The organism is Denitromonas iodatirespirans, assembly GCF_018524365.1.
In the GTDB taxonomy this organism is placed as follows: domain Bacteria; phylum Pseudomonadota; class Gammaproteobacteria; order Burkholderiales; family Rhodocyclaceae; genus Nitrogeniibacter; species Nitrogeniibacter iodatirespirans.
In genome coordinates this window covers 1-25,858 of the sequence record NZ_JAEKFT010000014.1, presented here as the reverse complement: position 1 = coordinate 25,858, position 25,858 = coordinate 1, and the positions used below count along the sequence as shown (strand labels likewise).

Annotated in this window: 26 protein-coding genes; 5 read left to right on the top strand and 21 right to left on the bottom strand. The window is 65.7% G+C overall.

Going from position 1 to position 25,858, the window contains the following annotated elements; all coding sequences use genetic code 11:
* Nucleotides 1-588, top strand: a complete 588-nt coding sequence (locus I8J34_RS13220) for a ubiquinone biosynthesis accessory factor UbiJ (protein WP_214362029.1) — start codon at nt 1-3, stop codon at nt 586-588.
* A gap of 69 nt (nt 589-657) precedes the next feature.
* Here the strand turns inward: I8J34_RS13220 and I8J34_RS13215 are convergent, their stop codons facing one another.
* From I8J34_RS13215 to tpx, 16 genes are all read right to left on the bottom strand, one after another.
* Nucleotides 658-1,083: a F0F1 ATP synthase subunit epsilon gene (locus I8J34_RS13215; protein WP_214362176.1), complete on the bottom strand. Its 426-nt coding sequence runs from the start codon at nt 1,081-1,083 to the stop codon at nt 658-660.
* Between the two features lie 54 nt (nt 1,084-1,137).
* Nucleotides 1,138-2,538 carry a F0F1 ATP synthase subunit beta gene (gene atpD / locus I8J34_RS13210; RefSeq protein ID WP_214362028.1) on the bottom strand — a complete coding sequence of 467 codons (1,401 nt, stop codon included), beginning with the start codon at nt 2,536-2,538 and terminating at the stop codon, nt 1,138-1,140.
* A 25-nt stretch (nt 2,539-2,563) separates the two neighbouring features.
* Nucleotides 2,564-3,433 carry a F0F1 ATP synthase subunit gamma gene (gene atpG / locus I8J34_RS13205; protein WP_214362027.1) on the bottom strand — a complete coding sequence of 290 codons (870 nt, stop codon included), beginning with the start codon at nt 3,431-3,433 and terminating at the stop codon, nt 2,564-2,566.
* Between the two features lie 21 nt (nt 3,434-3,454).
* Entirely contained in the window at nt 3,455-4,993 is a 1,539-nt protein-coding gene (gene atpA, locus I8J34_RS13200) for a F0F1 ATP synthase subunit alpha (RefSeq protein WP_214362025.1), read from the bottom strand.
* A 10-nt stretch (nt 4,994-5,003) separates the two neighbouring features.
* Nucleotides 5,004-5,540 carry a F0F1 ATP synthase subunit delta gene (locus tag I8J34_RS13195; protein ID WP_214362023.1) on the bottom strand — a complete coding sequence of 179 codons (537 nt, stop codon included), beginning with the start codon at nt 5,538-5,540 and terminating at the stop codon, nt 5,004-5,006.
* Between the two features lie 3 nt (nt 5,541-5,543).
* Nucleotides 5,544-6,017, bottom strand: a complete 474-nt coding sequence (locus I8J34_RS13190) for a F0F1 ATP synthase subunit B (RefSeq protein ID WP_214362021.1) — start codon at nt 6,015-6,017, stop codon at nt 5,544-5,546.
* A gap of 47 nt (nt 6,018-6,064) precedes the next feature.
* On the bottom strand, nt 6,065-6,313 hold the full coding sequence (gene atpE, locus I8J34_RS13185) for a F0F1 ATP synthase subunit C (RefSeq protein ID WP_214362019.1): 249 nt from the start codon (nt 6,311-6,313) through the stop codon (nt 6,065-6,067).
* A 63-nt stretch (nt 6,314-6,376) separates the two neighbouring features.
* The gene (gene atpB, locus I8J34_RS13180; RefSeq protein ID WP_214362018.1) at nt 6,377-7,207 is read right to left on the bottom strand and encodes a F0F1 ATP synthase subunit A; all 831 of its coding nucleotides are present in this window, start codon (nt 7,205-7,207) and stop codon (nt 6,377-6,379) included.
* A 2-nt stretch (nt 7,208-7,209) separates the two neighbouring features.
* Nucleotides 7,210-7,551, bottom strand: a complete 342-nt coding sequence (locus I8J34_RS13175) for an ATP synthase subunit I (protein WP_214362016.1) — start codon at nt 7,549-7,551, stop codon at nt 7,210-7,212.
* Between the two features lie 247 nt (nt 7,552-7,798).
* Nucleotides 7,799-8,647: a ParB/RepB/Spo0J family partition protein gene (locus I8J34_RS13170; RefSeq protein WP_214362013.1), complete on the bottom strand. Its 849-nt coding sequence runs from the start codon at nt 8,645-8,647 to the stop codon at nt 7,799-7,801.
* A gap of 22 nt (nt 8,648-8,669) precedes the next feature.
* Entirely contained in the window at nt 8,670-9,440 is a 771-nt protein-coding gene (locus I8J34_RS13165; RefSeq protein WP_214362006.1) for a ParA family protein, read from the bottom strand.
* A complete protein-coding gene (rsmG, locus tag I8J34_RS13160; protein WP_214362004.1) occupies nt 9,440-10,075 on the bottom strand; it encodes a 16S rRNA (guanine(527)-N(7))-methyltransferase RsmG in 636 nt (211 codons plus the stop codon). The genes I8J34_RS13165 and rsmG overlap by 1 nt, the downstream gene beginning before the upstream one ends.
* Entirely contained in the window at nt 10,072-11,982 is a 1,911-nt protein-coding gene (mnmG, locus tag I8J34_RS13155) for a tRNA uridine-5-carboxymethylaminomethyl(34) synthesis enzyme MnmG (RefSeq protein ID WP_214362002.1), read from the bottom strand. Before mnmG ends, rsmG begins: the two co-directional genes overlap by 4 nt.
* A gap of 156 nt (nt 11,983-12,138) precedes the next feature.
* Nucleotides 12,139-13,083, bottom strand: a complete 945-nt coding sequence (locus I8J34_RS13150) for a DUF481 domain-containing protein (protein WP_214362000.1) — start codon at nt 13,081-13,083, stop codon at nt 12,139-12,141.
* A gap of 32 nt (nt 13,084-13,115) precedes the next feature.
* Nucleotides 13,116-14,003 carry a DMT family transporter gene (locus tag I8J34_RS13145; RefSeq protein WP_214361998.1) on the bottom strand — a complete coding sequence of 296 codons (888 nt, stop codon included), beginning with the start codon at nt 14,001-14,003 and terminating at the stop codon, nt 13,116-13,118.
* 90 nt (nt 14,004-14,093) lie between these two features.
* Nucleotides 14,094-14,594, bottom strand: coding sequence for a thiol peroxidase (gene tpx, locus I8J34_RS13140; protein WP_214361996.1), 501 nt, complete (start codon nt 14,592-14,594; stop codon nt 14,094-14,096).
* Nucleotides 14,595-14,730: 136 nt separating this feature from the next.
* Here tpx and I8J34_RS13135 point away from each other — a divergent pair, with 136 nt between their 5' ends.
* The 3 genes from I8J34_RS13135 (at nt 14,731) to I8J34_RS13125 (ending at nt 18,326) form a co-directional block, all read left to right on the top strand.
* Nucleotides 14,731-15,780, top strand: a complete 1,050-nt coding sequence (locus tag I8J34_RS13135; protein ID WP_214361995.1) for an extracellular catalytic domain type 2 short-chain-length polyhydroxyalkanoate depolymerase — start codon at nt 14,731-14,733, stop codon at nt 15,778-15,780.
* Between the two features lie 5 nt (nt 15,781-15,785).
* Complete coding sequence (locus tag I8J34_RS13130; protein ID WP_214361993.1) at nt 15,786-17,591, top strand: SLC13 family permease; 1,806 nt, start codon at nt 15,786-15,788, stop codon at nt 17,589-17,591.
* A 210-nt stretch (nt 17,592-17,801) separates the two neighbouring features.
* The gene (locus tag I8J34_RS13125; RefSeq protein WP_214361991.1) at nt 17,802-18,326 is read left to right on the top strand and encodes a hypothetical protein; all 525 of its coding nucleotides are present in this window, start codon (nt 17,802-17,804) and stop codon (nt 18,324-18,326) included.
* A gap of 33 nt (nt 18,327-18,359) precedes the next feature.
* Here I8J34_RS13125 and I8J34_RS13120 read toward each other — a convergent pair whose 3' ends face one another.
* A complete protein-coding gene (locus I8J34_RS13120; RefSeq protein WP_214361990.1) occupies nt 18,360-18,920 on the bottom strand; it encodes an NADPH-dependent FMN reductase in 561 nt (186 codons plus the stop codon).
* 213 nt (nt 18,921-19,133) lie between these two features.
* Nucleotides 19,134-20,201, bottom strand: a complete 1,068-nt coding sequence (locus I8J34_RS13115; RefSeq protein ID WP_230411825.1) for a methyl-accepting chemotaxis protein — start codon at nt 20,199-20,201, stop codon at nt 19,134-19,136.
* Between the two features lie 274 nt (nt 20,202-20,475).
* Here I8J34_RS13115 and lepB point away from each other — a divergent pair, with 274 nt between their 5' ends.
* Nucleotides 20,476-21,396, top strand: a complete 921-nt coding sequence (lepB, locus tag I8J34_RS13110; RefSeq protein ID WP_214361986.1) for a signal peptidase I — start codon at nt 20,476-20,478, stop codon at nt 21,394-21,396.
* A gap of 69 nt (nt 21,397-21,465) precedes the next feature.
* Here the strand turns inward: lepB and I8J34_RS13105 are convergent, their stop codons facing one another.
* The 3 genes from I8J34_RS13105 to I8J34_RS13095 form a co-directional block, all read right to left on the bottom strand.
* Nucleotides 21,466-24,003 (bottom strand): EAL domain-containing protein, encoded by a 2,538-nt coding sequence (locus I8J34_RS13105; protein WP_214361985.1) that lies wholly within the window; start codon nt 24,001-24,003, stop codon nt 21,466-21,468.
* A 289-nt stretch (nt 24,004-24,292) separates the two neighbouring features.
* The gene (locus I8J34_RS13100) at nt 24,293-24,844 is read right to left on the bottom strand and encodes a hypothetical protein (RefSeq protein WP_214361983.1); all 552 of its coding nucleotides are present in this window, start codon (nt 24,842-24,844) and stop codon (nt 24,293-24,295) included.
* Nucleotides 24,845-24,948: 104 nt separating this feature from the next.
* Entirely contained in the window at nt 24,949-25,344 is a 396-nt protein-coding gene (locus tag I8J34_RS13095; RefSeq protein ID WP_214361981.1) for a tautomerase family protein, read from the bottom strand.
* Nucleotides 25,345-25,858 lie beyond the last annotated feature (514 nt).

Below are 25,858 nucleotides of genomic sequence, written 5' to 3'. Positions count from 1 at the left end.
ATGCTGTCGTCGGCGGCCACGGCCACCCTCAATCACCTCCTCGCACAGGCCGACTGGGCGCGCGTCCGCCTGCGCGAGCACGCGGGTGCGGCCGCCGATCTCACCGTCGGCGGGCGCGTGCTGCGCCTCGGCATCGCCGCCGACGGCTACTTCTGTGCGCCTGCGCCGGACACCGCCCCGTCGGTCGCCATCGTGCTCGATCCGGCAGCCTTGGCCAAACTCCCCGACGGTGTCGACGCCGCCATGTCGCAGGTGAAAATCAGCGGCCAAGCCGATCTGGCCGACACGCTCAGCTTCGTCTTCCGCCATCTGCGCTGGGACAGCGAAGCGGACTTCGCCCGCCTGCTCGGGCCGGTGATCGGGCGACGCGCGCATCTTGCCGCCGCCCACCTCGCCCGCGCCGTCCCTGAAACCGGCGCCCGCCTGGCGGCCAATGCGGGCGAATATCTGACGCACGAAGGACGTCTGCTGATCCCGCGCAAGGAACTGGCCGCACACGCCGAACACCTGCGCCAGCTGCGCGACACCATGAGCCGCCTCGACAAGCGCATCAAGCGCCTGGGCACGGCAACACCCGGCAACGACTGAGACCGTCACCGAGCACCCAAAGAAAAAGCAGCCCGAAGGCTGCTTTTTCTTTGGGACCGTGCCAGACGTTCAGTGACGCGGGTTGCGCAGCTTCTTGATCGCTGCCAACTGGGCAATCGCTTCGGCCAGTTCGGCTTGCGCCGCGGCGTAGTCGATTTCCGCATTCTGGTTCTGCAAGGCTTCCTCGGCACGACGCTTCGCCTCGAGGGCTTTCGCTTCGTCGAGATCCTTGCCGCGAATGGCGGTATCCGCCAGCACCGTGACACGACCCGGCTGAACTTCCAGCAAGCCGCCCGCCACGAACACCAGCTCTTCCTCGGCCCGGTTCTGCACCTTGACGCGAACCGCACCCGGTTTGATCCGGGTCATCAGCGGCATGTGGCCGGGCAGAATGCCGAGCTCACCCGCCTCACCCGGCAGGGCGACAAACTCCGCCAAGCCGGAAAAGATTTCCTCTTCTGCGCTGACGATATCTACATGTACGGTCATAGCCATAGCTTTATCCTCCGATTCTGCCCCGCCCGCAAGGGGGCGGGGCATGGGGCATGCTTACTGGAGGGTCTTGGCCTTCTCGATGGCCTCTTCGATGCCACCAACCATATAGAAGGCCTGCTCCGGCAGCTGATCGCACTCGCCGCTGACGATCATCTTGAAGCCCTTGATCGTGTCCTTGAGCGGCACGTACTTGCCCGGCGAACCGGTAAACACTTCGGCCACGTGGAAGGGCTGCGACAGGAAGCGCTGGATTTTCCGGGCGCGGGTCACGGCCAGCTTGTCTTCCGGCGACAGTTCGTCCATGCCCAGAATCGCGATGATGTCGCGCAGTTCCTTGTACTTCTGCAGGGTCTGCTGGACTTGACGCGCCACGTTGTAGTGCTCTTCGCCAACGACCAGCGGATCGAGCTGGCGGCTGGTGGAGTCGAGCGGATCGACCGCCGGGTAGATACCCAGGGAGGCGATGTCACGCGACAGCACGACGGTGGAGTCGAGGTGCAAGAAGGTGGTTGCCGGCGACGGGTCGGTCAAGTCATCGGCAGGCACATACACGGCCTGGATCGAGGTGATGGAACCCACCTTGGTCGAGGTGATCCGCTCTTGCAGACGACCCATTTCTTCGGCCAGCGTCGGCTGGTAACCCACCGCGGACGGCATCCGGCCCAGCAGCGCGGACACTTCGGTACCGGCCAGGGTGTAGCGGTAGATGTTGTCGACGAAGAACAGGATGTCGCGGCCGTCGTCACGGAAACGCTCGGCCATGGTCAGACCGGTCAGCGCCACGCGCAGACGGTTGCCCGGGGGCTCGTTCATCTGACCGAACACCATCGCGACCTTGTCGAGCACGTTGGAGTCTTTCATCTCGTGGTAGAAGTCGTTCCCTTCACGGGTCCGCTCGCCCACGCCGGCGAACACCGACAAGCCCGAGTGCTGCTTGGCGATGTTGTTGATCAGCTCCATCATGTTCACGGTCTTGCCCACACCGGCGCCACCGAACAGGCCGACCTTACCGCCCTTGGCGAACGGGCAGATCAGATCGATCACCTTGATGCCGGTCTCGAGCAGCTCGACCGAGGGCGACAGTTCGTCGAACTTCGGCGCTTTCTGGTGAATCGGGCGCAGCTCGTCGGACTCGATCGGGCCGGCTTCGTCGATCGGGCGACCGAGCACGTCCATGATGCGACCCAGGGTGCCGTGGCCGACCGGCACGGAAATGCCCTGGCCGGTGCCCTGAACTTTCATGCCGCGACGCAAGCCGTCGGAAGATCCCATGGCAATCGTACGTGCCACACCGTCACCCAGCAGCTGCTGAACCTCGAAGGTCAGCCCGGCTTCGGCGAAGGAGCCGGCCGTGTCCTCAAGCTTCAGGGCGTCGTAAACCTTGGGCATCGCGTCGCGCGGGAACTGGATGTCCACCACCGCACCGATGCACTGAACGATCGTACCAGTACTCATCGTTTTTCCTTAAATCAATAATCCGTTAGACCGCAGCGGCGCCGGCGACGATTTCCGAGAGCTCTTTCGTGATGGCTGCCTGACGGGTCTTGTTGTAGACCAGTTGCAACTCGCCGATCACGTTCTTCGCGTTGTCGGAAGCCGCTTTCATTGCGACCATCCGCGCGCTCTGTTCGGACGCCATGTTCTCGGCCACAGCCTGATACACCAGGGCCTCGACGTAACGCACCAGCATTTCATCGATGACCACCTGGGGATCGGGCTCGTACAAGTAGTCCCACGACCCTTCAGGCGCACCCAGACGGTCACCGGTCAGCGGCAACAGCTGCTCGACCTGCCCTTCCTGCTTCATCGTGTTCACGAAGCGGGTGTAGGCGATGTAGACCACGTCAAGCTCGCCATTCTGGAACGCGTCCAGCATGACCTTGACCGGGCCGATCAGCTTTTCGAGGTGCGGGGTATCACCGAGCTGGATCGCGTGCGAGGCCACCTTGACGCCCACACGCTGCATGAAGCCGTAACCCTTGTTGCCGATGCAGGTGGCCCGAATATCGGTCACACCCTGGGCTTGCCACTGCTTCATCTCGGCCATGGTCTGGCGCAGGATGTTGGTGTTCAAGCCGCCGCAGAGGCCCTTGTCCGTGGTCACGACGATGACGCCGACACGCTTGACGTCATCTTTCTTGACCAGGAACGGGTGCTGATACTCGGTGATGTTCGCCTGAGACAGGTTCGCGGCGAGTCGGCGGATCTTCTCGGCGTACGGACGGGCGGCACGCATGCGTTCCTGCGCTTTGCGCATTTTCGATGCGGCCACCATTTCCATGGCCTTCGTGATCTTTCGAGTGTTCTGAACACTCTTGATCTTCGTACGGATTTCCTTACCGCTTGCCATATTCCGTCTCCGTACGCTGCGTTAAGCCCAGCTCTTCTTGAACTCTTCGATCGCAGCCACCAGGGTCTTCTCGTCGTCACCGTCGAGATTCTGGGTGGTGGCGATCTTTTCGATCAAAGCCGAGTACTTGGTCTTGATGAACTGATGCAGCGCCGATTCGCAGGCCAGCACGCGGGACACTTCGACGTCGTCGAAGTAGCCGTTGTTCGAGGCGAACAGCGTCACCGCCATGTCGGCCACCGACAACGGGGCGTATTGCGGCTGCTTCATCAGCTCGGTCACCAGACGGCCACGCTCCAGCTGCTTGCGGGTCGCTTCGTCGAGGTCGGAAGCAAACTGCGCAAACGCCGCCAGTTCGCGGTACTGGGCCAGTGCCAGACGCACACCGCCGCCGAGCTTCTTGATGACCTTGGTCTGGGCAGCGCCACCGACCCGCGACACCGAGATACCGGCGTTGATGGCGGGACGGATACCGGCGTTGAACAGGTCGGTTTCCAGGAAGATCTGGCCGTCGGTAATCGAGATCACGTTGGTCGGCACGAAAGCGGACACGTCACCGGCTTGGGTTTCGATCACCGGCAGGGCGGTCAGCGAACCGGTCTTGCCCTTGACTTCACCGTTGGTGAACTTCTCGACGTAGTCGGCGTTCACACGCGCGGCGCGCTCAAGCAGACGGGAGTGCAGGTAGAACACGTCACCCGGGTAGGCTTCACGGCCCGGCGGACGGCGCAGCAGCAGCGAAACCTGGCGATAGGCCCAGGCTTGCTTGGTCAGATCATCATAGACGATCAGCGCGTCCTGGCCACGATCGCGGAAATACTCGCCCATGGTGCAGCCGGAGTAGGCCGACAGGTACTGCATGGCGGCCGATTCGGAAGCGGTGGCGGCAACGACGACGGTGTATTCCATCGCGCCGTTCTCTTCCAGTTTGCGCACCACGTTGGCCACGGTCGAGGCTTTCTGACCGATCGCAACATAGACGCAGAACATGTTCTGGCCTTTCTGGTTGATGATCGCATCGACGGCGACGGCGGTCTTGCCCGTCTGGCGGTCGCCGATGATCAGCTCGCGCTGGCCACGGCCGACCGGCACCATCGAGTCGACCGACTTCAGACCGGTCTGCACCGGCTGCGAGACGGACTGACGATCGATCACGCCCGGGGCGACCTTTTCGATCTTGTCGGTCAGCTTGGCGTTGATCGGGCCCTTGCCGTCGATCGGCTGACCCAGCGCATTGACGACGCGACCGATCAGCTCAGGGCCGACGGGCACTTCGAGAATGCGGCCGGTGGCCTTGACGGTGTCGCCTTCGATGATGTGCTCGTACTCACCGAGCACCACCGCGCCGACCGAATCACGCTCGAGGTTGAGCGCCAAACCAAAGGTATTGCCGGGGAACTCCAGCATTTCGCCTTGCATCACGTCGGCAAGACCGTGAATACGACAAATACCGTCCGTAACGGAAACGACGGTACCTTCGTTGCGCGACGTGGCGGCAAGCTGCAGGTCCTGAATCCGGCTCTTAATCAGATCACTGATTTCAGAGGGGTTAAGTTGCATTCCAATGCTCCTAATTCTTAAGCGCAGCGGCCATGTTCGCGAGCTTGCCGCGGACCGAGGCATCGATAACGTCATCGCCAATGGTGATAGTGACCCCACCGATCAGGTCGGGATCCACCGACACCGACACGTTCAGCTTGGCCTTGAAACGGGCTTCAAGCTGTTCGGTCAGCGTCTTCAGCGCTGCGTCGTCGAGCGGGAAGGCGGAGACGATGTCCGCATCCAGCACGCCTTCGTGTTCGTTCTTACGTTCAACGAACAGGTCACGGATCTCGGGAAGCACCTGCAGACGTTCATTTTCGATCAACACGCGCACGAAGTTCTTCTGTGCGTCGTCGAAAGAACCACCGACGGTCCCGATGAACAGCTCGGCGAGCTTGTCAGCGCTGAGCTTGGGATCGTTGATGCATGCTTTCATCTGCGAATCGGTGGCGGCAAAGGCCAACCGATCCAGAGCTTCCGACCAGGGCCCCAGCGCACCAGCCCCTTGTGCCAGCTTGAATGCGGCTTCGGCGTAGGGGCGCGCGATGGTGACGTTCTCGGCCATGACTTATTGCAGTTCCTGTTTCAGGTTTGCCAGCAGTTCGGCGTGAGCCTTGGCATCCACTTCCTTGCGCAGGATTTTTTCCGCGCCGGAGAGGGCCAGGATGGCAATTTGATCGCGCAGGGCTTCCTTGGCGCGTTGGGCGGCAGTGGCGGCTTCGCCTTCTGCAGCTTCACGCGCGGCGGCGATGATGCGGCCAGCTTCGGCACGGGCCTCGTCGATCAGAGCGGCAGCCTGCTTTTCAGCGGAGGTGCGCACATCGCCAGCGGATTCGCGGGCCTTGCGCATTTCCTCGACAACCTTCTTCTCGGCGTGGGCCAGATCGGCCTTCGCTTTGTCCGCAGCCGCCAGCCCGTCCGCGACCTTCTGTGCCCGTTCGTCGAGCGCCTTCACAATGGGCGGCCACACGAATTTCATCGTGAAGGCGACCAGAATGAAGAACACCACGAGCTGAGCGATCAGGGTAGCGTTCAGATTCACGTTGCGATGTCCTTATGGTTCGTTGGGAAAAACAAACGACCCGGAGATCAGGCGAGCTGGAACGGGTTGGCGAACGCGAACATCATGGCAATACCGACACCGATCAGGAACGCGGCGTCGATCAGACCGGCCAGCAGGAACATCTTGGTTTGCAGGGCGTTCATCAGCTCGGGCTGACGGGCCGAAGCTTCGAGGTACTTGCTACCCATGATGCCGATACCGATACATGCACCGATCGCACCCAGACCAATGATCAGACCAGCGGCCAGCGCAACAAAGCCCAGAACGTGTTCCATGACAACTCCTTCAAAGAAAAAACGGTTTTCTGTTGAAACCCGGGGTTAAAAAGAAACTTGTAATTAGTGGCTCTCGTGAGCCTGCCCGATGTACACCAGCGCCAGCATCATGAAGATGAAGGCCTGCAGGGTGATGATCAGGATGTGGAAGATCGCCCAGATCGAACCGGCGATGACATGACCGACAAAGCCCATCACCGTGGCCGTACCGCCGAGCAAGGCGATCAGCATGAACACCAGTTCGCCAGCATACATGTTGCCGAACAGTCGCATGCCATGCGAGACGGTCTTGGCCAGGAACTCGATCATCTGCATGAGGAAGTTCACCGGGTAGAGCAGGGGATGGCTGCCGAAGGGCGCGGTGAAGAGTTCATGCACCCAGCCGCTCACGCCCTTGATCTTGACGTTGTAGTACAGGCACACCAGCAACACGCCGATCGACATGCCGAGCGCGCCGTTCAGGTCGGCCGTGGCCACCACGCGCATGTAGGGGATGCCGAACATCTCGCCGATGCGCGGCAACAGATCGACCGGCAGCAAGTCCATGGCGTTCATCAGGAAGATCCAGACGAACACGGTCAGCGCCAGCGGGGCAACGTATTTGCGGGATTCGGCGGAATGGACGATGCCTTTGGCCTGGTCGGCCACCATTTCGACCAGCAGCTCGACCGCCGCCTGGAAGCGGCCCGGCACACCGGAGGTCGCCTTGCTGGCGGCACGCCAGAGGAAGTAAAGGGAAATGGCACCGATCAGGACTGAATAAAACAGCGTGTCGATATTGAGGATCGACCAGTCGATGACGTTTTCTTGTGCATGACCCGACGTGTTCAGCTGCGTCAGGTGATGGACGATGTACTCGGAAGCGGTGGGAGCGTGCCCTGCAGTAGACGACATGGTTAGTTCTTCACCCAGAATGCAAACAAATTCGCTTTGAGCGCCAGCACCATGCCGATCAGAAGCGCCCCCCAGTGGAGGCCTTCGATCAAGGTGGCAGCCAACGCCAGTAATCCCACAATCGCGGCGACTTTAATGAACTCGCCGACGAAAAATGCAGCAGGGTAAGACTCGGGCTGCCGCCGACTGGTGGCTGCTAGTTTCAAGGCAAAGACCGCGTTCGGCACCACGCATGCCAAACCGCCAACGGCGGCTGACAAAGCCCCTTTCGGCCCGAACAGCGCTGCGGCCAGCGCCGCGGCAAGCAGTGTCGCGACAAGCTGAAAACCGACAGCCTTGAACATCCCTATCCTTACACCGCGATCGGCGAAGATGCCGACCGATCGCTCAAAAAATCCCGGCAATACTAGGGGTTTACCACAGCAAAGTCAAACCGATTCTGCACCGCAACAAGGCATGCAAAAATCGTCAGACGTCGCCCCTGCTTCACGCGAAATTGCCGGAATCCCCGCGAAATAAGGTTTGTTGCTTTGCAGCACCGCCACCGAAACGCCGCGCCTCATTTCGGTGCGTCGAATCGAAAAATGCCCCTCAACGGAGCTTGCCGAGCAAACCGTCGAGCTGATCGAGGCTGCCGAAGCCGATGCTCAGCGTCCCGGCCCCCTTGCGATTGGCCTTGACCTTCACCGTCGCCCCGAGCGCGTCGGACAGCTCTTCTTCCAGGCGCTGCAGATCCCGGTCGGGCGCGGCCTTGGCGCGCAGGCTGCGCGGCTTGAGTTCGTGATGCACCAGTCGCTCGACCTCGCGCACCGACAGGCCACGGCCGGCGGCCCGGTTGGCGAACTGGATCTGCCCGGCCGGGTCGAGCGGCAGCAAGGCGCGCGCATGGCCCATGTCGATGTCGCCGGCCATCAGCAACTCCTGCACCGGCGAGGCCAGCTGCAGCAGGCGCAACAGGTTGGTGGCGGCGGGGCGGGAGCGGCCGACGGCGTCGGCGGCCTGCTGGTGCGTCATCTCAAACTCGTCGATCAGTCGCTGGATGCCGGCGGCTTCTTCGAGCGGATTGAGGTTTTCGCGCTGGATGTTTTCGATCAGCGACATGGCCAGCGCGGCCTCGTCGGGGATCTCGCGCACCAGGCAGGGCGCGGCATCGAGGCCGGCGATCTGCGAGGCGCGCCAGCGCCGCTCGCCGGCGATGATCTCGTAGCGCTCGGGCGCGATCGGCCGCACCAGGATCGGCTGCATCACCCCCTGTGCCTTGATGGAGGCGGCCAGCTCTTCGAGCGAGCCCGGGTCCATGCGCGTACGCGGCTGGTACTTGCCGGGCTGCAAGGCGGCCACCGACAGCATCTGCAACTCGCCCTTTTCGCTCTCGTCGGCATTCGCGGCGAGGAGGGCATCCAGGCCGCGGCCCAGGCCTTTGAGTTTCGGTGGCGCCATAGTCGATCTCGTGTCCGAAAGGTTAGAGGGTCTGCACCCGTTTGATCATTTCCTTGGCGAAGGCCAGGTAGGCCAGCGCGCCCTTTGCGCCGGGGTCGTACACCACGCCCGGCATGCCATGGCTGGGCGCTTCGGCCAGGCGCACGTTGCGCGGCACCACGGCCTTGAACACCTTGTCGCCGAAATGCGATTCGAGCTGCGCCGACACCTGCTGCTGCAGCGTCATGCGCGGATCGAACATGACCCGCAGCAGGCCGATGATCTTCAGGTCGCGATTGAGGTTGGCGTGCACCTTCTTGATGGTGTTGACCAGGTCCGACAGGCCCTCGAGCGCGTAGTACTCGCACTGCATCGGGATGATCACGCCATGTGCCGCGCACAGCCCGTTGAGGGTCAGCAGCGAGAGCGAGGGCGGGCAGTCGATGAGCACGAAGTCATACTCGTCGGCAACGCTCGCCAGCGCGGTCTTGAGCCGGTGCTCGCGACCTTCGAGACCCACCATCTCCACTTCGGCGCCGGCCAGATCGCGGTTAGCCGGCAGCACGTCGTACTTGCCGCTGGGCGAACTCACCCGCACCGCGTGCAGGTCGGCCAAACCGACCAGCAGGTGATACACCGAACGGGTCTGCGTGCGCTTGTCGATGCCGCTGCCGCCGGTCGCGTTGCCTTGCGGATCGAGATCCACCAGCAGCACCCGCTGCTTGCGCGCCACCAGCGCGGCGGCCAGATTCACGCAGGTGGTGGTCTTGCCCACGCCGCCTTTCTGGTTTGCCACACAGAAGATTCGGGCCATCAGGCGTCTGCGCTCCGTTCGATGATGATCAGGTGGCGATGGGCGTCCAGCGCCGGCACGACGAGTTCGATCGCCTCGACCACCACGAAGCCGTCGGGCAACCGCTCGATTTCCTCGTGAGGGTACACGCCTTTCATGGCATAGAAGCGTCCGCCCGGTGCCAGCAGGTGGGCGGTGAGCCGGATGAAATCGGCCAGTTCGGAAAACGCCCGCGAGATGATGCCGTCGAAACCGCTCTCGCAACGCACTTCCTCGACCCGCGCGCAGACGGGCTCGAAATTGGCCAGCTTGAGTTCGATCTTGGCCTGCTGCTGGAAGGTGGCCTTCTTGTTGACCGTCTCGATCGAGGTCACGCTCATGTCCGGCCGGGCGATGGCCAGCGGAATGCCGGGCAGCCCGCCGCCGGAGCCGACATCGGCCAACTGCGTCACGCCCGCCAGATGCGGCAACACCGACAGCGCGTCGAACAGGTGATGGCTCATCATCTGGCCTGGATCGCGGATCGCCGTCAGGTTGTAGACCTTGTTCCACTTGGCCAGCAGTGCCGCATAGGCCACCAGCTTGTCATGGGCGGATTCGGGCAGGTCGATGCCCATCGCGGCCAGGCCGCGTTCCAGTGAAGCCCTGTCGCTCATGCGCTTTTCTGATCCCCGTCCAGGGCTGCGGCCCCTTGTTTGCGTTTGAGGTACACCAGCAGCAGCGAGATGGCCGCCGGTGTCACGCCCTGGATGCGCCCGGCCTGGCCCAGCGTCTCGGGGCGGTGTTCGGTGAGTTTCTGCTGCACTTCCTTGGACAGGCCGCGCACCTGGCTGTAGTCGAGGGTCAGCGGCAGCGGCGTGGCCTCGGCCTGGGCGGTGCGCGCCACCTCGTCCAGCTGGCGATCGATATAGCCCTGGTACTGGGCCGCGATCTCGAGTTGCTCGACCACCTGGGCGTCGGTTTCCGGCGCCTCGGGCGCGGTCGGCAGGCTCATCAGCGCGGCGTAGCGCACGCCGGGGCGGCGCAGCAGGTCGAAGAAGGTGTATTCGCGCTCCAGCGCCTTGCCCACCACCCGCTCGGCCGCCTCCGCCGGGATGCGCTGCGGATGTGCCCAGGTCGCCTTGAGACGCGCGGTTTCGCGCTCGATGGCCTCGCGCTTGGCGCAAAAAACCGCCCAGCGCGCATCGTCCACCAGCCCCAGCGCGCGGCCCTGCTCGGTCAGGCGCAGATCGGCGTTGTCCTCGCGCAAGGAGAGGCGGTACTCGGCGCGCGAAGTGAACATGCGGTAGGGCTCGGCCACGCCGCGGGTGATCAGGTCGTCGACCAACACCCCCAGGTAGGCCTCGTCGCGGCGCGGGCACCAGGGCTCGCGCCCCTGCACCTGCAGCGCCGCGTTGGCGCCGGCCAGCAGGCCTTGCGCGGCGGCCTCTTCGTAGCCGGTGGTGCCATTGATCTGGCCGGCGAAGTAGAGGCCGTGAAAGCTCTTGGTCTCCAGGCTGCGCTTGAGGTTGCGCGGGTCGAAGTAGTCGTACTCGATGGCGTAGCCAGGGCGCAGGATGTGCGCGTTTTCCATGCCGGCGATGCTGCGCACCACCTGCAGCTGCACGTCGAAGGGCAGCGAGGTGGAAATGCCGTTCGGATACAGCTCGTGGGTCTCCAGCCCCTCGGGCTCCAGGAAGACGTTATGGCTGGCCTTGTCGGCGAAGCGGTGGATCTTGTCTTCGATCGACGGGCAATAGCGCGGGCCGACGCCCTCGATCACGCCGGAATACATCGGAGAGCGATCCAGATTGTTGCGGATGATCTCGTGGGTGCGCTCGTTGGTGTGGGTGATCCAGCACGGCAGTTGCGCCGGGTGCTGGGCCACCGAACCGAGGAAGCTGAACACCGGCACCGGATCGTCGCCCGGCTGCACCGTCATCACCGAGAAATCGACGGTGCGCCCGTCGATGCGCGGCGGCGTGCCGGTCTTGAGCCGGCCTTGCGGCAGCTTGAGTTCCTTGAGGCGCTGGCCGAGCGAGACCGAAGGCGGATCGCCAGCCCGGCCGCCGGCATGGTTGGCCAGGCCGACATGGATCAGGCCGTTGAGGAAGGTGCCGGCGGTCAGCACCACGGCCGGCGCCTCGAAGCGGATGCCCAGTTGGGTGATCACCCCGGTGACCCGCTCGCCCTCGACGGTGATGTCGTCCACCGCCTGCTGGAACAGCGTGAGGTTCGGCTGGTTCTCCAGGCGCTTTCGGATCGCCGCCTTGTACAGCACGCGATCGGCCTGGGCGCGCGTGGCGCGCACTGCCGGGCCTTTGGAGGCGTTGAGGATGCGGAACTGGATGCCCGCCTCGTCGGTGGCCGCGGCCATGGTGCCGCCCAGCGCGTCGACTTCCTTGACCAGATGGCCCTTGCCGATACCGCCGATGGACGGGTTGCAGCTCATCTGACCGAGGGTCTCGATGTTGTGGGTGAGCAGCAGCGTGCGCACGCCCATGCGCGCGGCGGCGAGGGCGGCTTCGGTGCCGGCGTGGCCGCCGCCGACAACAATGACATCGAATCGATCGGGATACAGCATGGCGCGTCCTGCGCGTGACTACGGCAAAAAGGCAAGGCGGTGATTCTAACCGCTTGCGCTGCACAAGGCCAGAGCGCGGGGCGAATGTTTCACGGACTTACGCCGTTAAAACAGCGTGTTACACAGGGCAATCGGCCGCACTCGGGCGGCACCGCGCTACAGGCGCCAGACCAGCGCGCTGGTGTAGTTGAAGTCGTTGCGGCCCATGCCCGGCTCGCGCGCCGAATCGTATTCGTTGGTCACGCCGAACTGCAGACCGGCGCCCAGGCTCTTGTCGAGGTCGATCACCCAGTCCATCGAGGTGATGTTGCGGAAGGTGCCGCGGTCGCGGATGTTCGGGTGATAGGCGTTGCTGAAGGTCAGCGTGTGCTGGCGCGTCATGCGCCAGTTCATGTCCACGCCGAACAGCAGCTCCGGCGCCACATGGCGGCCCTCGTCGCCGCCCCAGGTCTGGCTCACGCCGATACCGCTGCGCCCCAGCAAGCGCCAGCGCTCGGTGGACACGAACTGGTAGCCGACGCCGGTATTCACCGCCAGGCGGTTGCCCCAGTCGCTGTAGTCGTCGCGCACGAACTGGCCGCCGGCAAAGGTGAAGCGCGGCGAGCCGGGTTCCAGCCCGTCGCGGTTGAGCGACACCGACAGGCTCTGCGCGCTGACCTCGCCGTCGGACTGCCGGCGGTAGAAGCGTGTGCGGTGGCTCCAGCGCTCTTCGGTGTCTTCGAAATCGGCCATGAAACCGAGATTGACGCGCTGGCTCTCCGACTTGCCGGACGCGCCGCTCACCCCCACTTCCATGCGCCGCCGCCAATCGGTGAGCCAGCCCGAGCCGAGCAGGCCGTTGTCCGGCACGCTGGCGATGGTCGGGCGCGGTCGCGCCGGTGCCACCGTGTCGCCGGCTTCCAGCTGGCGGATCTTGTCGCGTGCCACCACCACGTCGCCCAGCACCGGATGGCGTAGGCGCAGCTCGGCCGGGGTCTCGGCCACCACTTCGCCGCGCAGCCGATCGCCGTTGTCCAGCGTCACCGTCACCACCGCCGCCCACGCCTGGCCGGCCAGCATCAGACCCGCCAGCGCGAGCCCCGAGCGCCACGTCCGCCCCATCCTTCGTCCTTTCACGCAAACACGCCGATCGGTCACTGTCGGGCAGCCCGGCGGCGCCCCGCCAGCAGGGTCGCTGCCAAGGCCACGACGATCAGCGCCGCGGCAAAATAATCTTCAACAAACGGCTGCTCGCCGGTCAGCACCATCGCCGAACTCAAGCCGATCACCGGGATGAACATGATCGACAAGCCGCTGGCCACCGGCGGCACATCGCGGGCGATCGAAAACCACAGGATCTGCGCGATGCCGTAGTTGATCGCAACGCCATAGGCCAGCGCCGCCCACATGGTCGGGCTGAAATCGAACACCGGCACCGGCTCCAGCGTCACCGCCAGCAGCCACACCAGCGGCACGGTCAGGCCGATCATCCACACCGTCAGCGCCTCGGTGGACAGCGGCACAGACACGCGCTTGAGCAACAAGGTTCCGAGCGCCCAGCTAAAGGCCGCCGAGAGCATCCACGCCAAGCCCACCGGCCGCCCCGACAGCACGGCCAGCTCATGCCACAACAGCAACACCACCGCCCCTGCCGAACAGGCCGTGGCCAGCCACAGGCGCGGTGTCATCTTCTCGCGGAAGAACAGCACGCCGATGATCACCACCCAGATCGGCATGGTGAAACCGACGATCGCCGCCCGCCCCGAGGCCAGCGCCTGCACCCCGAAGATCGACAAGGCATGCCAGCCCAGGATGTTCGGCACGGCCAGCATCACGACCTGCGGCAGGGCCGTGGGCGGCAGGCGCAAACTCGCGCCGCGCGAACGATACCAGCTGATCAGCAGCAACAGGCCACCGCTCATCGTCAGGGCACGGAAATACAGCGGCGACAGCTCGCGCAGCGAGATTTTCATCACCGGCCAGTTGATCCCCCACATGAGGGTCAACACCGCCAGCGCGAGCAGATTGCGGGCGGGGATCATCGCGCCCCCCGGGAAATCGTCAAGGTCAGGCTCCAGAATCCATGAAAAACGGCGGACCGCAGTCCGCCGTGTGCTTTGCCGGTCGGGCGTCTATTTGAGTGCGGCCAGGGCGGCGGCGTAGTCGGGCTCGTTGCCGATCTCGCCCACCAGTTCGGCATGCACCACCTTGTCGGCCGCATCGAGCACCACCACCGCGCGGGCGGTGAGGCCGGCGAGCGGGCCAGAGGCCAGGGCCACGCCCCAGTCCTTGGCGAAGGCCGGGTTGCGGAAGTTGGACAAAGTCACCACGTTCTTCAGACCCTCGGTCTCGCAGAAGCGCTTGGCGGCGAAGGGCAGGTCGGCCGAAATCACCAGCACCACGGTGTTGTCGAGGCCCGAGGCCTCGGCGTTGAACTTGCGGGTCGAGGTGGCGCAGGTGGGGGTATCGAGGCTGGGCACGATATTCAGCACCTTGCGCTTGCCGGCATAGGCATCGAGGCCGACATCGGCCAGATCGGGACCGGTGAGCTTGAAGGCGGGCGCCGTGTCGCCGGCCTGCGGCAGGCGGCCGACCACCTCCACGGGATTGCCGCGCAGTGTTACCGTCGTCATGAAAATTCTCCTGTTGAAGTCGGGGGTGTGCGCCCCGCTGTGTCGCGAAGTCGCCTGTGTCAGTGTGGCACAGCCGGCTTGCCTTGGACACCTCGGACACCGGATCATGCCCCTGTCACCGCCTGCGGACCCGCCCATGCGTTTTCATGCCCTGCCGCTGTTCGCCGTCGTGCTGTCTGTCGCGGCACACGCGGCGCCGCCCTTGCCGGCGCTCGGCGTCCAGGCCGGGCATGTCACGGTCTCGGGCGTCTCCTCGGGCGGCTTCATGGCTGTGCAGTTCCATGTCGCCCACTCGACCCTCGTCGATGGCGCCGGCGTGCTGGCCGGCGGGCCCTACGAGTGCGCCGAAGGCAGCGTCTGGCAGGCTCAGTCCAACTGCATGGCGCCCGACGCCGGTCATCCGGTGCCGAGCACCGCCGTCAGCCTGGCCCGGATCGACGAAGACGCCGCCGCCGGCCGCATCGACCCACCCGCCGGCCTGGTCGGCGACCGCGTGTGGCTGCTCGCCGGCGGGCAGGACCGCACCGTCGACCGGTCGGTGGTCGACGCCCTCGACGCCTTCTACCGGCACTGGCTCGCCGCCGACCAGCTCGCTTACGTAACGGTGCCCGACGCCGGCCACGCCATGCTCTCGCTCGACGACCCGCAGGCCAATGCCTGCGCCAGCACCGAGCCGCCCTACATCAACCGCTGCGAGGGGGTCGACGCCGCCGGCCAGCTCCTCGCCCATCTGCTCGGACCGCTCCAGCCCAAGGCCCCCCGGGCCGCCGGCCAGTTGCTGGCCTTCGACCAGCACCCGTTTGCCGAAGCCGCCGACAGCGCCGGCCTCGGCGCCACGGCCTATGTGTACATCCCCACCGGCTGCCGGGCCGGCGGCTGCCGCGTGCATGTGGCCTTCCATGGCTGCCGCCAGAGCGCCGACCAGATCGGCGAGCGCTTCGTCACCGGTGCCGGCTACAACCGCTGGGCCGAGGCCAACCGCCTCGTGGTGCTCTACCCGCAGACCACGCCGCGCTATGGCTGGGCACGGTCGGGCCTCTGGCCGCGCTGGGTGTTCAATCCCCGCGCCTGCTGGGACTGGTGGGGCTATGAGTCGGTCGACTACGCCACCCGCAAGGGCCCGCAGATCCTCGCCGTCAAGGCCATGCTCGACCGCCTCGCCGCCCCCGCGAGCGGCCGGCCCTGACACGCATGCAGACCGACCAGCTCATCCTCTTCGCCATTCTCGCCACCACCATCGGCCTGTTCCTGTGGGGCCGCTGGCGGCATGACGTGGTGGCGCTGGCCAGCCTGCTGGCCTGCGTGCTGGCCGGGCTGGTGCCCTCGGTCGAGGCCTTTGCCGGCTTCGGCCATCCGGCGGTGATCACCGTCGCGGCGGTGCTGGTGCTCAGCCGCGGCCTGCAGAACACCGGCGCGGTCAATGCCCTGGCCCAGCGCCTGCTCGCCCCGGAGGCCGGCCCCACGCTCGGCATCGCGGTGCTGATCGGCGTCGGCGCGGTGCTGTCGGCCTTCATGAACAACGTCGGCGCCATGGCGCTGCTGATCCCGGTGGCGGTGCAGACCGCCAGCCGCCACGAGCTGCCGCCCGGCAAAGTGCTCATGCCGCTGGCCTTCGGCACCCTGCTCGGCGGCATGACGACGCTGATCGGCACACCCCCCAACCTGATCGTCTCCAGCTTCCGCCACGGCACCGGCGCGGGCAGCTTCGGCATGTTCGATTTCACCCCGGTGGGCCTGGCCGTGGCGCTGGGCGGCGTGCTCTTCCTCGCCGTACTCGGCTGGCGCATCGTGCCGCACCGCGACACCCGCGGCGCCGCCAGCTTCGACACCGGCAACTACCTGACCGAAGCCTGGGTCACCGCCGACGGCAAGGCCGTGGGCAAGCATCTGCACGAGATCGAACGCGCGCTCGAGGCGGCCGACGCCCAGGTGGTCGGCATGGTGCGCAATGCGTTTCGGGTCACCGCCCCCAACCCCTGGCGCCTGCTGCGCGAGGGCGACATCCTGGTCATCGAGGCCGATCCCGAGTCGCTCACCACGGCGCTGTCCGAGCTCGGCCTGAGCCTGCAAGCGCCGGAGAAGGATGAGGACGAACCCAAGCGACGCAAGGACGACGACGAGAAGAAGTCCAACGATGCCGACGAAACCCAGCTGCAGGAGCTGGTCGTCATGCCCACCTCCTCGCTGATCGGGCGCAGCATCGGCAACATCCACATCGGCACCCGCTTCGGCCTCAATCTGCTGGCCATCTCGCGCCAGGGCCGGCAAAGCATCAAGCGCCTGCGCTCGACCGCGATCCGCGCCGGCGACGTGCTGCTGATGCAAGGCACGCCCGAAGCGCTCGGCGCCTTCGCCAGCAGCTTCGGCGGCGTGCCGCTGGCCCCGCGCGACATCGCCATCCCCAACCGCGGCCAGGCCACCACGGCCGTCGGCATCATGGCGCTGGCCATCGCCGCCGCCGCCTTCGGCCTGCTGCCCACCGCCATCGCCTTCGCCTGCGCGGTGCTGGCTTTCGTGCTGCTGCGCATCGTCACGCCCGACAAACTCTTCGACGCGGTCGACTGGCCGGTGGTGGTGCTGCTCGCCGCGCTCATCCCGGTGGCCGGCGCCATGGCCAGCACCGGCGCCGCCGACGCCCTCGCCCAGGCCCTGCTCGGCGGCATCGCCCAAGGCCATCCGGTGGTCGCCCTGGCCTTGATTCTCATCGTCACCATGACGCTGTCGGACTTCATGAACAACGCCGCCACCGCGGCCGTCATGTGCCCCATCGCCATCAGCATCGCCGGCCAGCTCGGCGCCGCCCCCGACGCCTTCCTGATGGCGGTCGCCATCGGCGGCTCCTGCGCCTTTCTGACACCCATCGGCCACCAGAACAACACCCTCATCCTCGGCCCGGGCGGCTTCCACTTCGGCGACTACTGGCGCCTCGGCCTGCCGATGGAGGTGCTGGTGGTCACCATCAGCGTGCCGATGCTGCTGTGGGTGTGGCCGTTGTAGGCCACGGCAGATCAAGCGCGACCGGGGGGGCGCATCGGCCTGGCCCGCTCAGCTCACCGGCTCGCCCAGCACGGCTTGCATCCAGAAACGAATCAGCATGAACTTCGCCCCGCCCCGGCTTTCGGACTTTGTACATGCACCAGGAAGTCGTTGTGCGGCAGGGGGTTACCGTGTGTGCCCCGCCCGCATCGACGCTCGAAGGAGGCAAGCATGAGTACGATGAACCTGATGGGCGAACGCTCCAAGACCCTGATCGTGGCCGTATTCGACAGCGCCAACCGCGCCGGGCGCATTGCGGAGGATCTGCGCAAGCGCCTCGAACCGTGGCAGGTCAGCGTGGTTCAGCCAAACGACCCGGAACTCGCCCGGAAAATCGAACCGGAGCAGCGCGGCATCTTCCGGACCATGAAAGGCGCGCACCTCAAACTCGGCGTGGGGGGGCTGATGTTGGGCCTGCTCGTCGGCTTTGCGCTGTACGCGTCCGGGGCGCCGGCATTCGCCTCCACCCCGGTCATGACCGTCGTCGCCGGCGGGCTGTTCGGTGCCTTCGCCGGCCTTCTGCTGGCGGGCCTGTTGGGCATGCGGCCCGACCATGATGTGGTGACGGCCAAAGTGGCCGAAGCGGCCAAGTCCGACCAATGGACGGTGGTGACCCACCCCACCAACGAGGAACAGGCCAGTTCCATCCGCTCCGCCCTCAAGGAGGCCGGCGGCGAGGTGATGCGCTCGCTGTAACCCGAGCCCGCACCGGCGCCCCGGCGGCGCCTCTCACCGCACGAGCGGGAACGACGGCCCTTGCTCCGGCAGCCCCAATGCCGCGACCTTGTACAGGGCGGCGAGTGATTCGCGAATCGCCCGGGCAACCGGCGGGTAGTCCACCATGCCGTCTTCGGTGAGGCCCGCGCCGAGCAAGGGAATCGTCACCGACGCGGACTCGACGATGACCGCGGACATGGTCTTGAGCGTTTCGCGGAGCGCCGAGTCGGCATGGTGCGCGCGCGGCGAGACATTGAGCACGGCAACCGGTTTGTCCACGAACGGCTCGAAGCTGACAAGCCAGTCCAGCAGGTTCTTGATCGTGCCCGTGACGCCATGGGCGTACTCCGGGCTGGCGATCAAGAGCGCGTCCGCCGAGGCGACCTGCGCCTGAAGCTGCACGACGCTCGACGGCAGTTGGCGCTCCAGATCCGGATTGAACAGCGGCAATTCGCCGACCACCGGGCACAGCACGACCGCGACCTCGGGCGGCGCCAGGCGCTTTGCCGCGCGCAACAGCGCGGTGTTGATCGACGCAGCACGAAGGCTGCCGGAGATGGCCAGGACGTTCATGGATTCCCTGCGTGCGCTTTGGTCACGGCCCGTGGTGGGGAGTCTTGGATTGTAGGCCCTGCGCGGTCGCCTTGCCTGCGCCGGGACTTCCGCAGGGATGTCGGACGCAGACGGGCGACGCCCGTCGCAGCGGTTGGGGCGATCGAATCGGCCGACGCCGGCATTCAGATGCAGGTTTGCCGGGGACGCGTCTGGCGCAGCCCCCGGGGGTGCTCAGCCCCCCCGGTCGTCGCGGGCCCGGCCCAGACTGACTTGCAGGGCTTCGGACAGCGCCGCCTGCTCGTCCATCCGGCTGCGCGCGTTCTTGACCACGCCGGCACGCACGATCTGGCCTTCCTTGATGTCGCGCATGGCCGCCAGCGCCTGGCCGATGTGTTCGTTGCCGGTGCGCACGCTGCCGTCCGCCTGGCTCACCCCGGCAGAGGCTTCGCCCGTGGTGTGGGCGAGATTGGCGGCGATTCGGCGGATCTCCTCGCTCGACACGCTGGCGCGTTCGGCCAGCTTGCGTACCTCGTCGGCCACCACCGCAAAGCCGCGCCCGCTCTCGCCGGCACGGGCGGCCTCGATCGCGGCGTTGAGCGCCAGCAGGTTGGTCTGGCTGGCGATCTCCTGGATGCTGGTAACGATCGTGCCGATCTGTTGCGACTGCTCGGTCAGCCCGCTGAAAACGGTGTTGAGCTGCCCGGTGTAGGCCACCAGTTCGCCGAGGGTGGTGTGCGTGTTCACCACCGCGGCCTCGACGAGGTCGACCTTGCCGGCAGCCTCGCGGGCGATGACGCCGGCCTGTTGGGTGAAGCTCATGCTTTCGTGCAGGGAGCGCTGCAAGGCGGCGACCTGATCGGCCGCCTCATCCATCGCCCGCTGCTGCTGATCGAGCCGCGCCTGGAGACGATCGGCGGTGGCCTGGGCGGCCGCCAGGGCGGTGCGCGTGGCGTCCAGTTCGCGCGCCGACGCGTCGAGCGCCGTACCTTGGCGATTGAGGCATTGAACCAGCGGCTGCAGCGGGCTGTCGCCGGACACCGTCGCGAAGGCCGCGCGGGCCTGGGCGTCCCGCCCGTCGCGCAGCGCATCCTTGGCCATGGCCAGCGCCGCGGCATCGTCCCGGCGAATCGCCCCGCCGGCACCGGCTTGCAGGACATGGCCGAGGACAATGCACACGCCCGCCAGCGCGGCGATCATCCACGCCGTCGTCGTGGCCGCGAGGGCTGCCATCGCCAGCAGCGCACCGATTGCGAGGGCATGCGCAGCGATCGCCTGCCAGGGTTGTAGCTTGCCGAACATGGCCATTCTCCGGATGGATCCGACGGTATCCTCCGCCGAAGCGGATCGGACAGCCATAACGAATCGGCACTAGCAGATAGTCCGATCGTCGATCGCGGCGGGCGGCAGGGAACGCCGTCGATGGATCGGAAAAACGGCGGATTCGGCGGGCAGAACTCTCGGCTCCCCGGCGAACCGGCGGGCGACGCCTTGCACCGACCGCCTCCCGCACTGCGGCGGTGAACACCGCCCCGGTTTTCGTATATCGTCCCGTCATTCCCCGATACCGGCCCGCATGATGAGCTCCCGCCCCCCCAACAAATGGTTTGCCGCCCTGCTCGGCCTCGTCGCACCGCCGGTGGGCTTGCTGTATGCCGGCAGCGCGCGCTGGGCCGGGGTGTATCTGTGTCTGCTGGTGATTGCGGCCGGGTCGATCGCGCTGGGCGCGGGCGTCGTGGTGGTCGGCGCGGTGAGCCTGGTGCTGTCGGTCGCGGCAGCGATACAGGCCTGGCGGCGGGCCGGGCGCTGGCCGGCGGGGCGGGCGCGGCCGTGGTACAGCCGCTGGTACGGGGCACTGGCCGCGGCGGTCGCGGTCGGCTTGGGGGTCTTCGGGTTGCGGGCCTTCGTGGTCGAACCGTTCTCGATGCCGAGCACCTCGATGCTGCCGGGCATCGCGCCCGGGTCGGTACTGGTGGTGGGCAAGTGGGGCTACGGCAACTACGGCAGCTTCGGCATCGATGTGGCACAGCGACCGGTGTCGGCGCCGATCCGCCATGGCGATGTGATCGTGTTCGAGTATCCGCCCGAGCCGCTGATCCGCTATGTGAAGCGCGTGGTGGGTCTGCCGGGCGACACGGTGCGCTATCGCCGGGGGCAGTTGAGCATCAACGGCCTGGCGGTGACGCGCTCGCCGGTGGCGGATTTCATGCCGCCCGACGGCGAGCCGATGCACCAGTTCGAGGAGCAGCTGTCGGGCGAGCGCTACCGGGTAGTGTATGCGCGCGACGAGCGGCCGTTTTTCCAGGTGATCCAGGATTTCCCGCTGCGCGACAACTGCCGCATCGACCCCGAAGGCATCGAATGCCTGGTACCCGAGGGGCACTACTACGTGATGGGCGACAACCGCGACAACAGCAGCGACAGCCGCGTGTGGGGCTTCGTGCCGGCGCCGCGCGTCGTCGGCAAGGTCCTGCTTTTGCTACCGCCACGCTCGTAAGCCGGCCGGAACGTCGGCGCCGACGCGTGCCCTCAACCCCCAGCGGAGACGCCCCCGCGGCCCACCCGCTCAGCCCGGCAATACGAACCGCCCGGCCTCGATCGGTTTGCTGAAGTGGAAGCCCTGTGCCAGATCGCACCCGTGGCGGGCGAGGATTTCGAGTTGCGCGGCGGTCTCCACGCCTTCGGCCACCACACGCAGGCCGAGGCTGTGGGCCAGCTTGACGATCGCCTCGGCAATCGCCGCATCGTTGTCGTTGCGGTCGATATCGCGGATGAACAGGCGGTCGATCTTGAGTTCGTCGATCGGGAAGCGCTTGAGGTAGGCGAGCGAGGAATAGCCGGTGCCGAAGTCGTCCAGCGCCAGGTGCACGCCCAGCGCGCGCAAGCCTTCCAGCACGCCGATGATGTGTTCGCTGCCGTCCATCAGCATGGTCTCGGTGAGCTCCAGCGTCAGCTGTGCGGCGGGCATACCGGTCTCGGCGATGACCCGGGCCACCGTGGCGGTAAAGCCTTCGTGGCGGAACTGGCGCGCCGAGATGTTCACCAGCATGCGCAACTCGCCATGACCGGCCGCGCGCCATTGCGCATGCTGCAGGCAGGCGGCGCGCAGCACCCATTCGCCGATCGGCACGATCAGGCCGGTTTCCTCGGCCAGCGGGATGAAATCCGCCGGCGGCACCAGCCCCAATTCCGGGTGGCGCCAGCGCAGCAGGGCTTCGGCGGCCACCGTACGCTGCGTGCCGATGTCGACCAGCGGCTGGAAATGCAGCACCAGCTCCTCGCGCGCCAGGGCGCGGTGCAGGGCGCTTTCGAGCGCCAGGTGCTCCAGCGAACGGGCATTCATGGCCGGCTGGTAGAGCTGGAAGGCGTTGCGCCCTTCGTCCTTGGCGCGGTACATGGCGGTGTCGGCGTTCTTGATCAGCGCCACCGGGTCGCGGCTGTCGTCCGGAAAGATGCTGATGCCGACGCTGGTGGTCACCGTCAGCTCGTGTGCGTCCACCTGCACCGGGCGGCGCAGCGATTCGATGATGCGGGTGGCGGTGTGTGCGGCGTCGTCCGGGTCGGTGAGATCGCTCAGCACCACGATGAACTCGTCGCCGCCCATGCGCGCCACGGTGTCGTCCTCGCGCAGGCAGGCGCACAGCCGACGGGCGACCTCCATCAATAATTTGTCGCCGACCTCGTGCCCGAGGCTGTCGTTGATGCGCTTGAAGCGGTCCAGATCGATGAACAGCACCGCGGCGCGATTGCGGTTGCGGTGGGCGTGGGCCAGCGCGACCTGCAGGCGGTCTTCGAGCAGGCGGCGGTTGGGCAGACCGGTGAGCGGGTCGAAGTAGGCGAGGTGGCGGATGTGCGCCTCGTTCTCCTTCAGCTGGCTGATGTCGCTGAACACCGCCGCGTAGTTGGTCAGCGTGCCGTCGCGGTCCTTGATGGCGGTGATGGTGAGCAGCTCGGGGTAGAGCTCGCCGCTCTTGCGGCGGTTCCAGATCTCGCCCTGCCAGTGGCCGTCGGCCGACAACTTCACCCACATCTCGCGGTAGAAGTCGGGGCCCTGGCGGCCCGAGTTGAGCAGCGAGGGATTGCGGCCGACGACCTCTTCCGCCTGGTAGCCGGTGAGCCGGGTAAAGGCCGGATTCACGGAGATGATGCGCACCTTGTCGTCGGTGATCAGGATGCCTTCGAGCGAGCTTTCGATGACCTTCTCGGCCAGGTGCAGGTTGCGCTGCGAGGCATTGAGCGCCAGGTCGCGCTCGCGCAGCGCGTGCTGCAACTCATGCACATAGGCCAGCTCCATGCCCGACAGGATGTCGGCGAAGCTCACCAGGTCGGCCAGGCTGCCGTCGCGACGCACCACCCCCACATGACGCACCCGGCGGTCGGTGAGCATGCAGCGCACATGGTAGAGGCTGGCGTCCTCGCTCACCGTGAGCAGCGGGCGGCTGGCGAACTCGCCCACCGCACGGTTGGCGGCGCGCTCGGCGACCAGGCGGGTCAGGTCGCGCTCGGTGAGGATGCCGTGGCCGCCGTCGTCGTAGGCCACCACCACCGCGTCCCGCCCCGTGCTGCACATCTGCCGCACGGCCTCGCCGAGCAGGGCCGCCTCGGGCAAGGGCTGCAGGCTGCCCTTGATGATGGAGTCGAGCTTGCGCAGCTTCAGGTAATGCTCGATGCCCTGGTTCAGCACCACATCGGTCTGGGTGACGATGCCGCAGCGGCGGCCGTCCTCATCCACCACCAGATAGTGGCGCATGTGTTCGTCGCGAAAACGGATCGCCAGTTCCTGCAGGCTCAGGTCGCGAGTGACCGTACCCACCGGAGCGCTCATCACCTCACCGATCGGCCGGGTGAAACTGTCGGGGCGGTCGAAATCGATGGCCAGCGCATCGCGTTCGGTCCAGATGCCGACGGGCATGTCGCCCTCGACCACGAGAATCGAGCTGACACGCGCCAAACTCATGCGCCGAGCCGCTTCGTGGAGGGCAAGATCCGGCGCGCATTCGAGAATGCTGCCCCGGACGATCTGCCCCACCCTCACCTCGGTGGAGATCAGCGCGCCGAGTACGGCGTCATCGGCGGGTTCGGCGTAAGCCACTGTGTCATCCATCTCGGAGCGTTCGCGATCGTTGCGGATACCTGCCGCAGCATCGTCTGCCTGCAGCGCCAAGCCCCGCCTGGCGGCCGGATCGGCCTCGTGCAGAGCGCGCGACACCATAGCACCGCGGGGGAAGTCCCGCTACCGGATAGATCAATCGGTGAGCGCAAGGGAAACGCACCCCTGCCGCATGGGCGATGCGGCGCGCCAAGGCGCGTCGGGAGGATGCGCAGGGTTCATCGGCGATGGTGCAAGCGCAGCCTGCCGGTTTCCTCCTCGACGGATCAGTCGGACCTTGCGGTCACTGTTCGTCCTCCGGGCGAAGCGGAGAACACTGCCACGAGAATGCGGACAGGAGCGTCTTGGCGTCTTCGTCAAACTCTTTACGGTAGTGATGCAAGTGCGGGCTGGGAATGATCGGCCGGCCTTCGGAGAAGCCGAGTGAATCAAGCGCACGGCCGAAGCACTCGACCGGGCCGTAGCCATAGATCAGGTTATGACGATCCCAGACGATCGTTCCTTTGGCTCTCGGCGAATGCACCCAGAGATCGAAACGCGCATCGCCAGCGAAGAACGAGGCGAACCGGGAGACAAACGATTGAAGTGCGTCAAGGTCGAGCTCTGGGCTTTGATAACGGCCGGGATCACCTTCACCCCGCGGTGTGTGCAAGACGTAGAGAACGAAGAACGGCGGCGTAAGACACTCGACGAGCTTGAGCAATACGGAAGAATCCCCGTCGGGCACCCCTGCGACAAGCCGTGATGTTTCGGCCGATGTGGTTTCGGTGATAAAGCGTGGGGCATAGGAATGCGGCAGCCACTCTTCCGCAGACTGCCAGTCGAGCTTATGCATGTACGGCCCAGTGTCTGAATTCGTCGGCCTGCGCGGCTTTATCGCGCAGCGTCCGGTGGCGCGCATGGTTGTCTGCCCGGTTGACCGAGGTGCTGGGCGGCACTTCAGACCTCAACCTCGTAATCGAGATCAATTTCCGAACCAGGCTTCCCGCCAGCCAAGCCCCAGTTCTCGCGGGGTACTTCATTGATCATGATCTTGACGTGATCACTCGGAATTCCGACCTCTGATAGGCGGAGAACCAACGCCCGATAGAGATTGCGTTTCGCCTCAAGTGAACGGCCAGAGAAAGCACTAACCGTGACAAGGGTGTAGAGCTCAGGCTGGCTCTTGTCCTGAGGCACGACGAATCGATGCGGCTCATATGTGACGAGCCGAATGCATCGGTCGTCTTGGGGAATCTTGAAGCCTTCGACCAATGCAGCCTGAACGGCTTCGATGAGGCCGACTTCCTGCTCCGGCGAGTAGCTACGGCGGACTTCGATAAGTGTACTTGGCATGACAATGTGAACGGGTTGATGTGCGGCGGATCGGCTCGGACGCAACGCGAGTGACGCCTATAAGTCGACACCAAATGGTGCCGGAAACGTTTTAACGACAGGCGTACACTCTGCCTCCAACCTTCCTGGATGCCTTCGACACCGCCCAGGCGCCCTGAGTACACTACTAAATGCCAACAACATCCCTTTCGCTGCCATCGCGCCAAAGCGCCGCTTGTTCGCCGTGGTATGACGCACGAGGCAGTGCATGGATATGCGGAACAGCCTCCGCTTTGCGACCCGATTTGGCGCGACGGCTGCATTCCGAAAGGATTGGATACGAAATTCGGTGCGATGACAAGCCGTGGCTTCTGCGCCCGACGCTACCCCGGCAGACTGAATCGCCCCGGGTTTGGTGGAGGCTCTCCCTCTTGAGAAGATAGAGCCATGAACACCATGAAGAAGAAACCCGTGAAGTACTCCCCCGAAGTCCACGAGCGCGCCGTGCGCATGGTTGCCGAGTGTCGAGGCGACC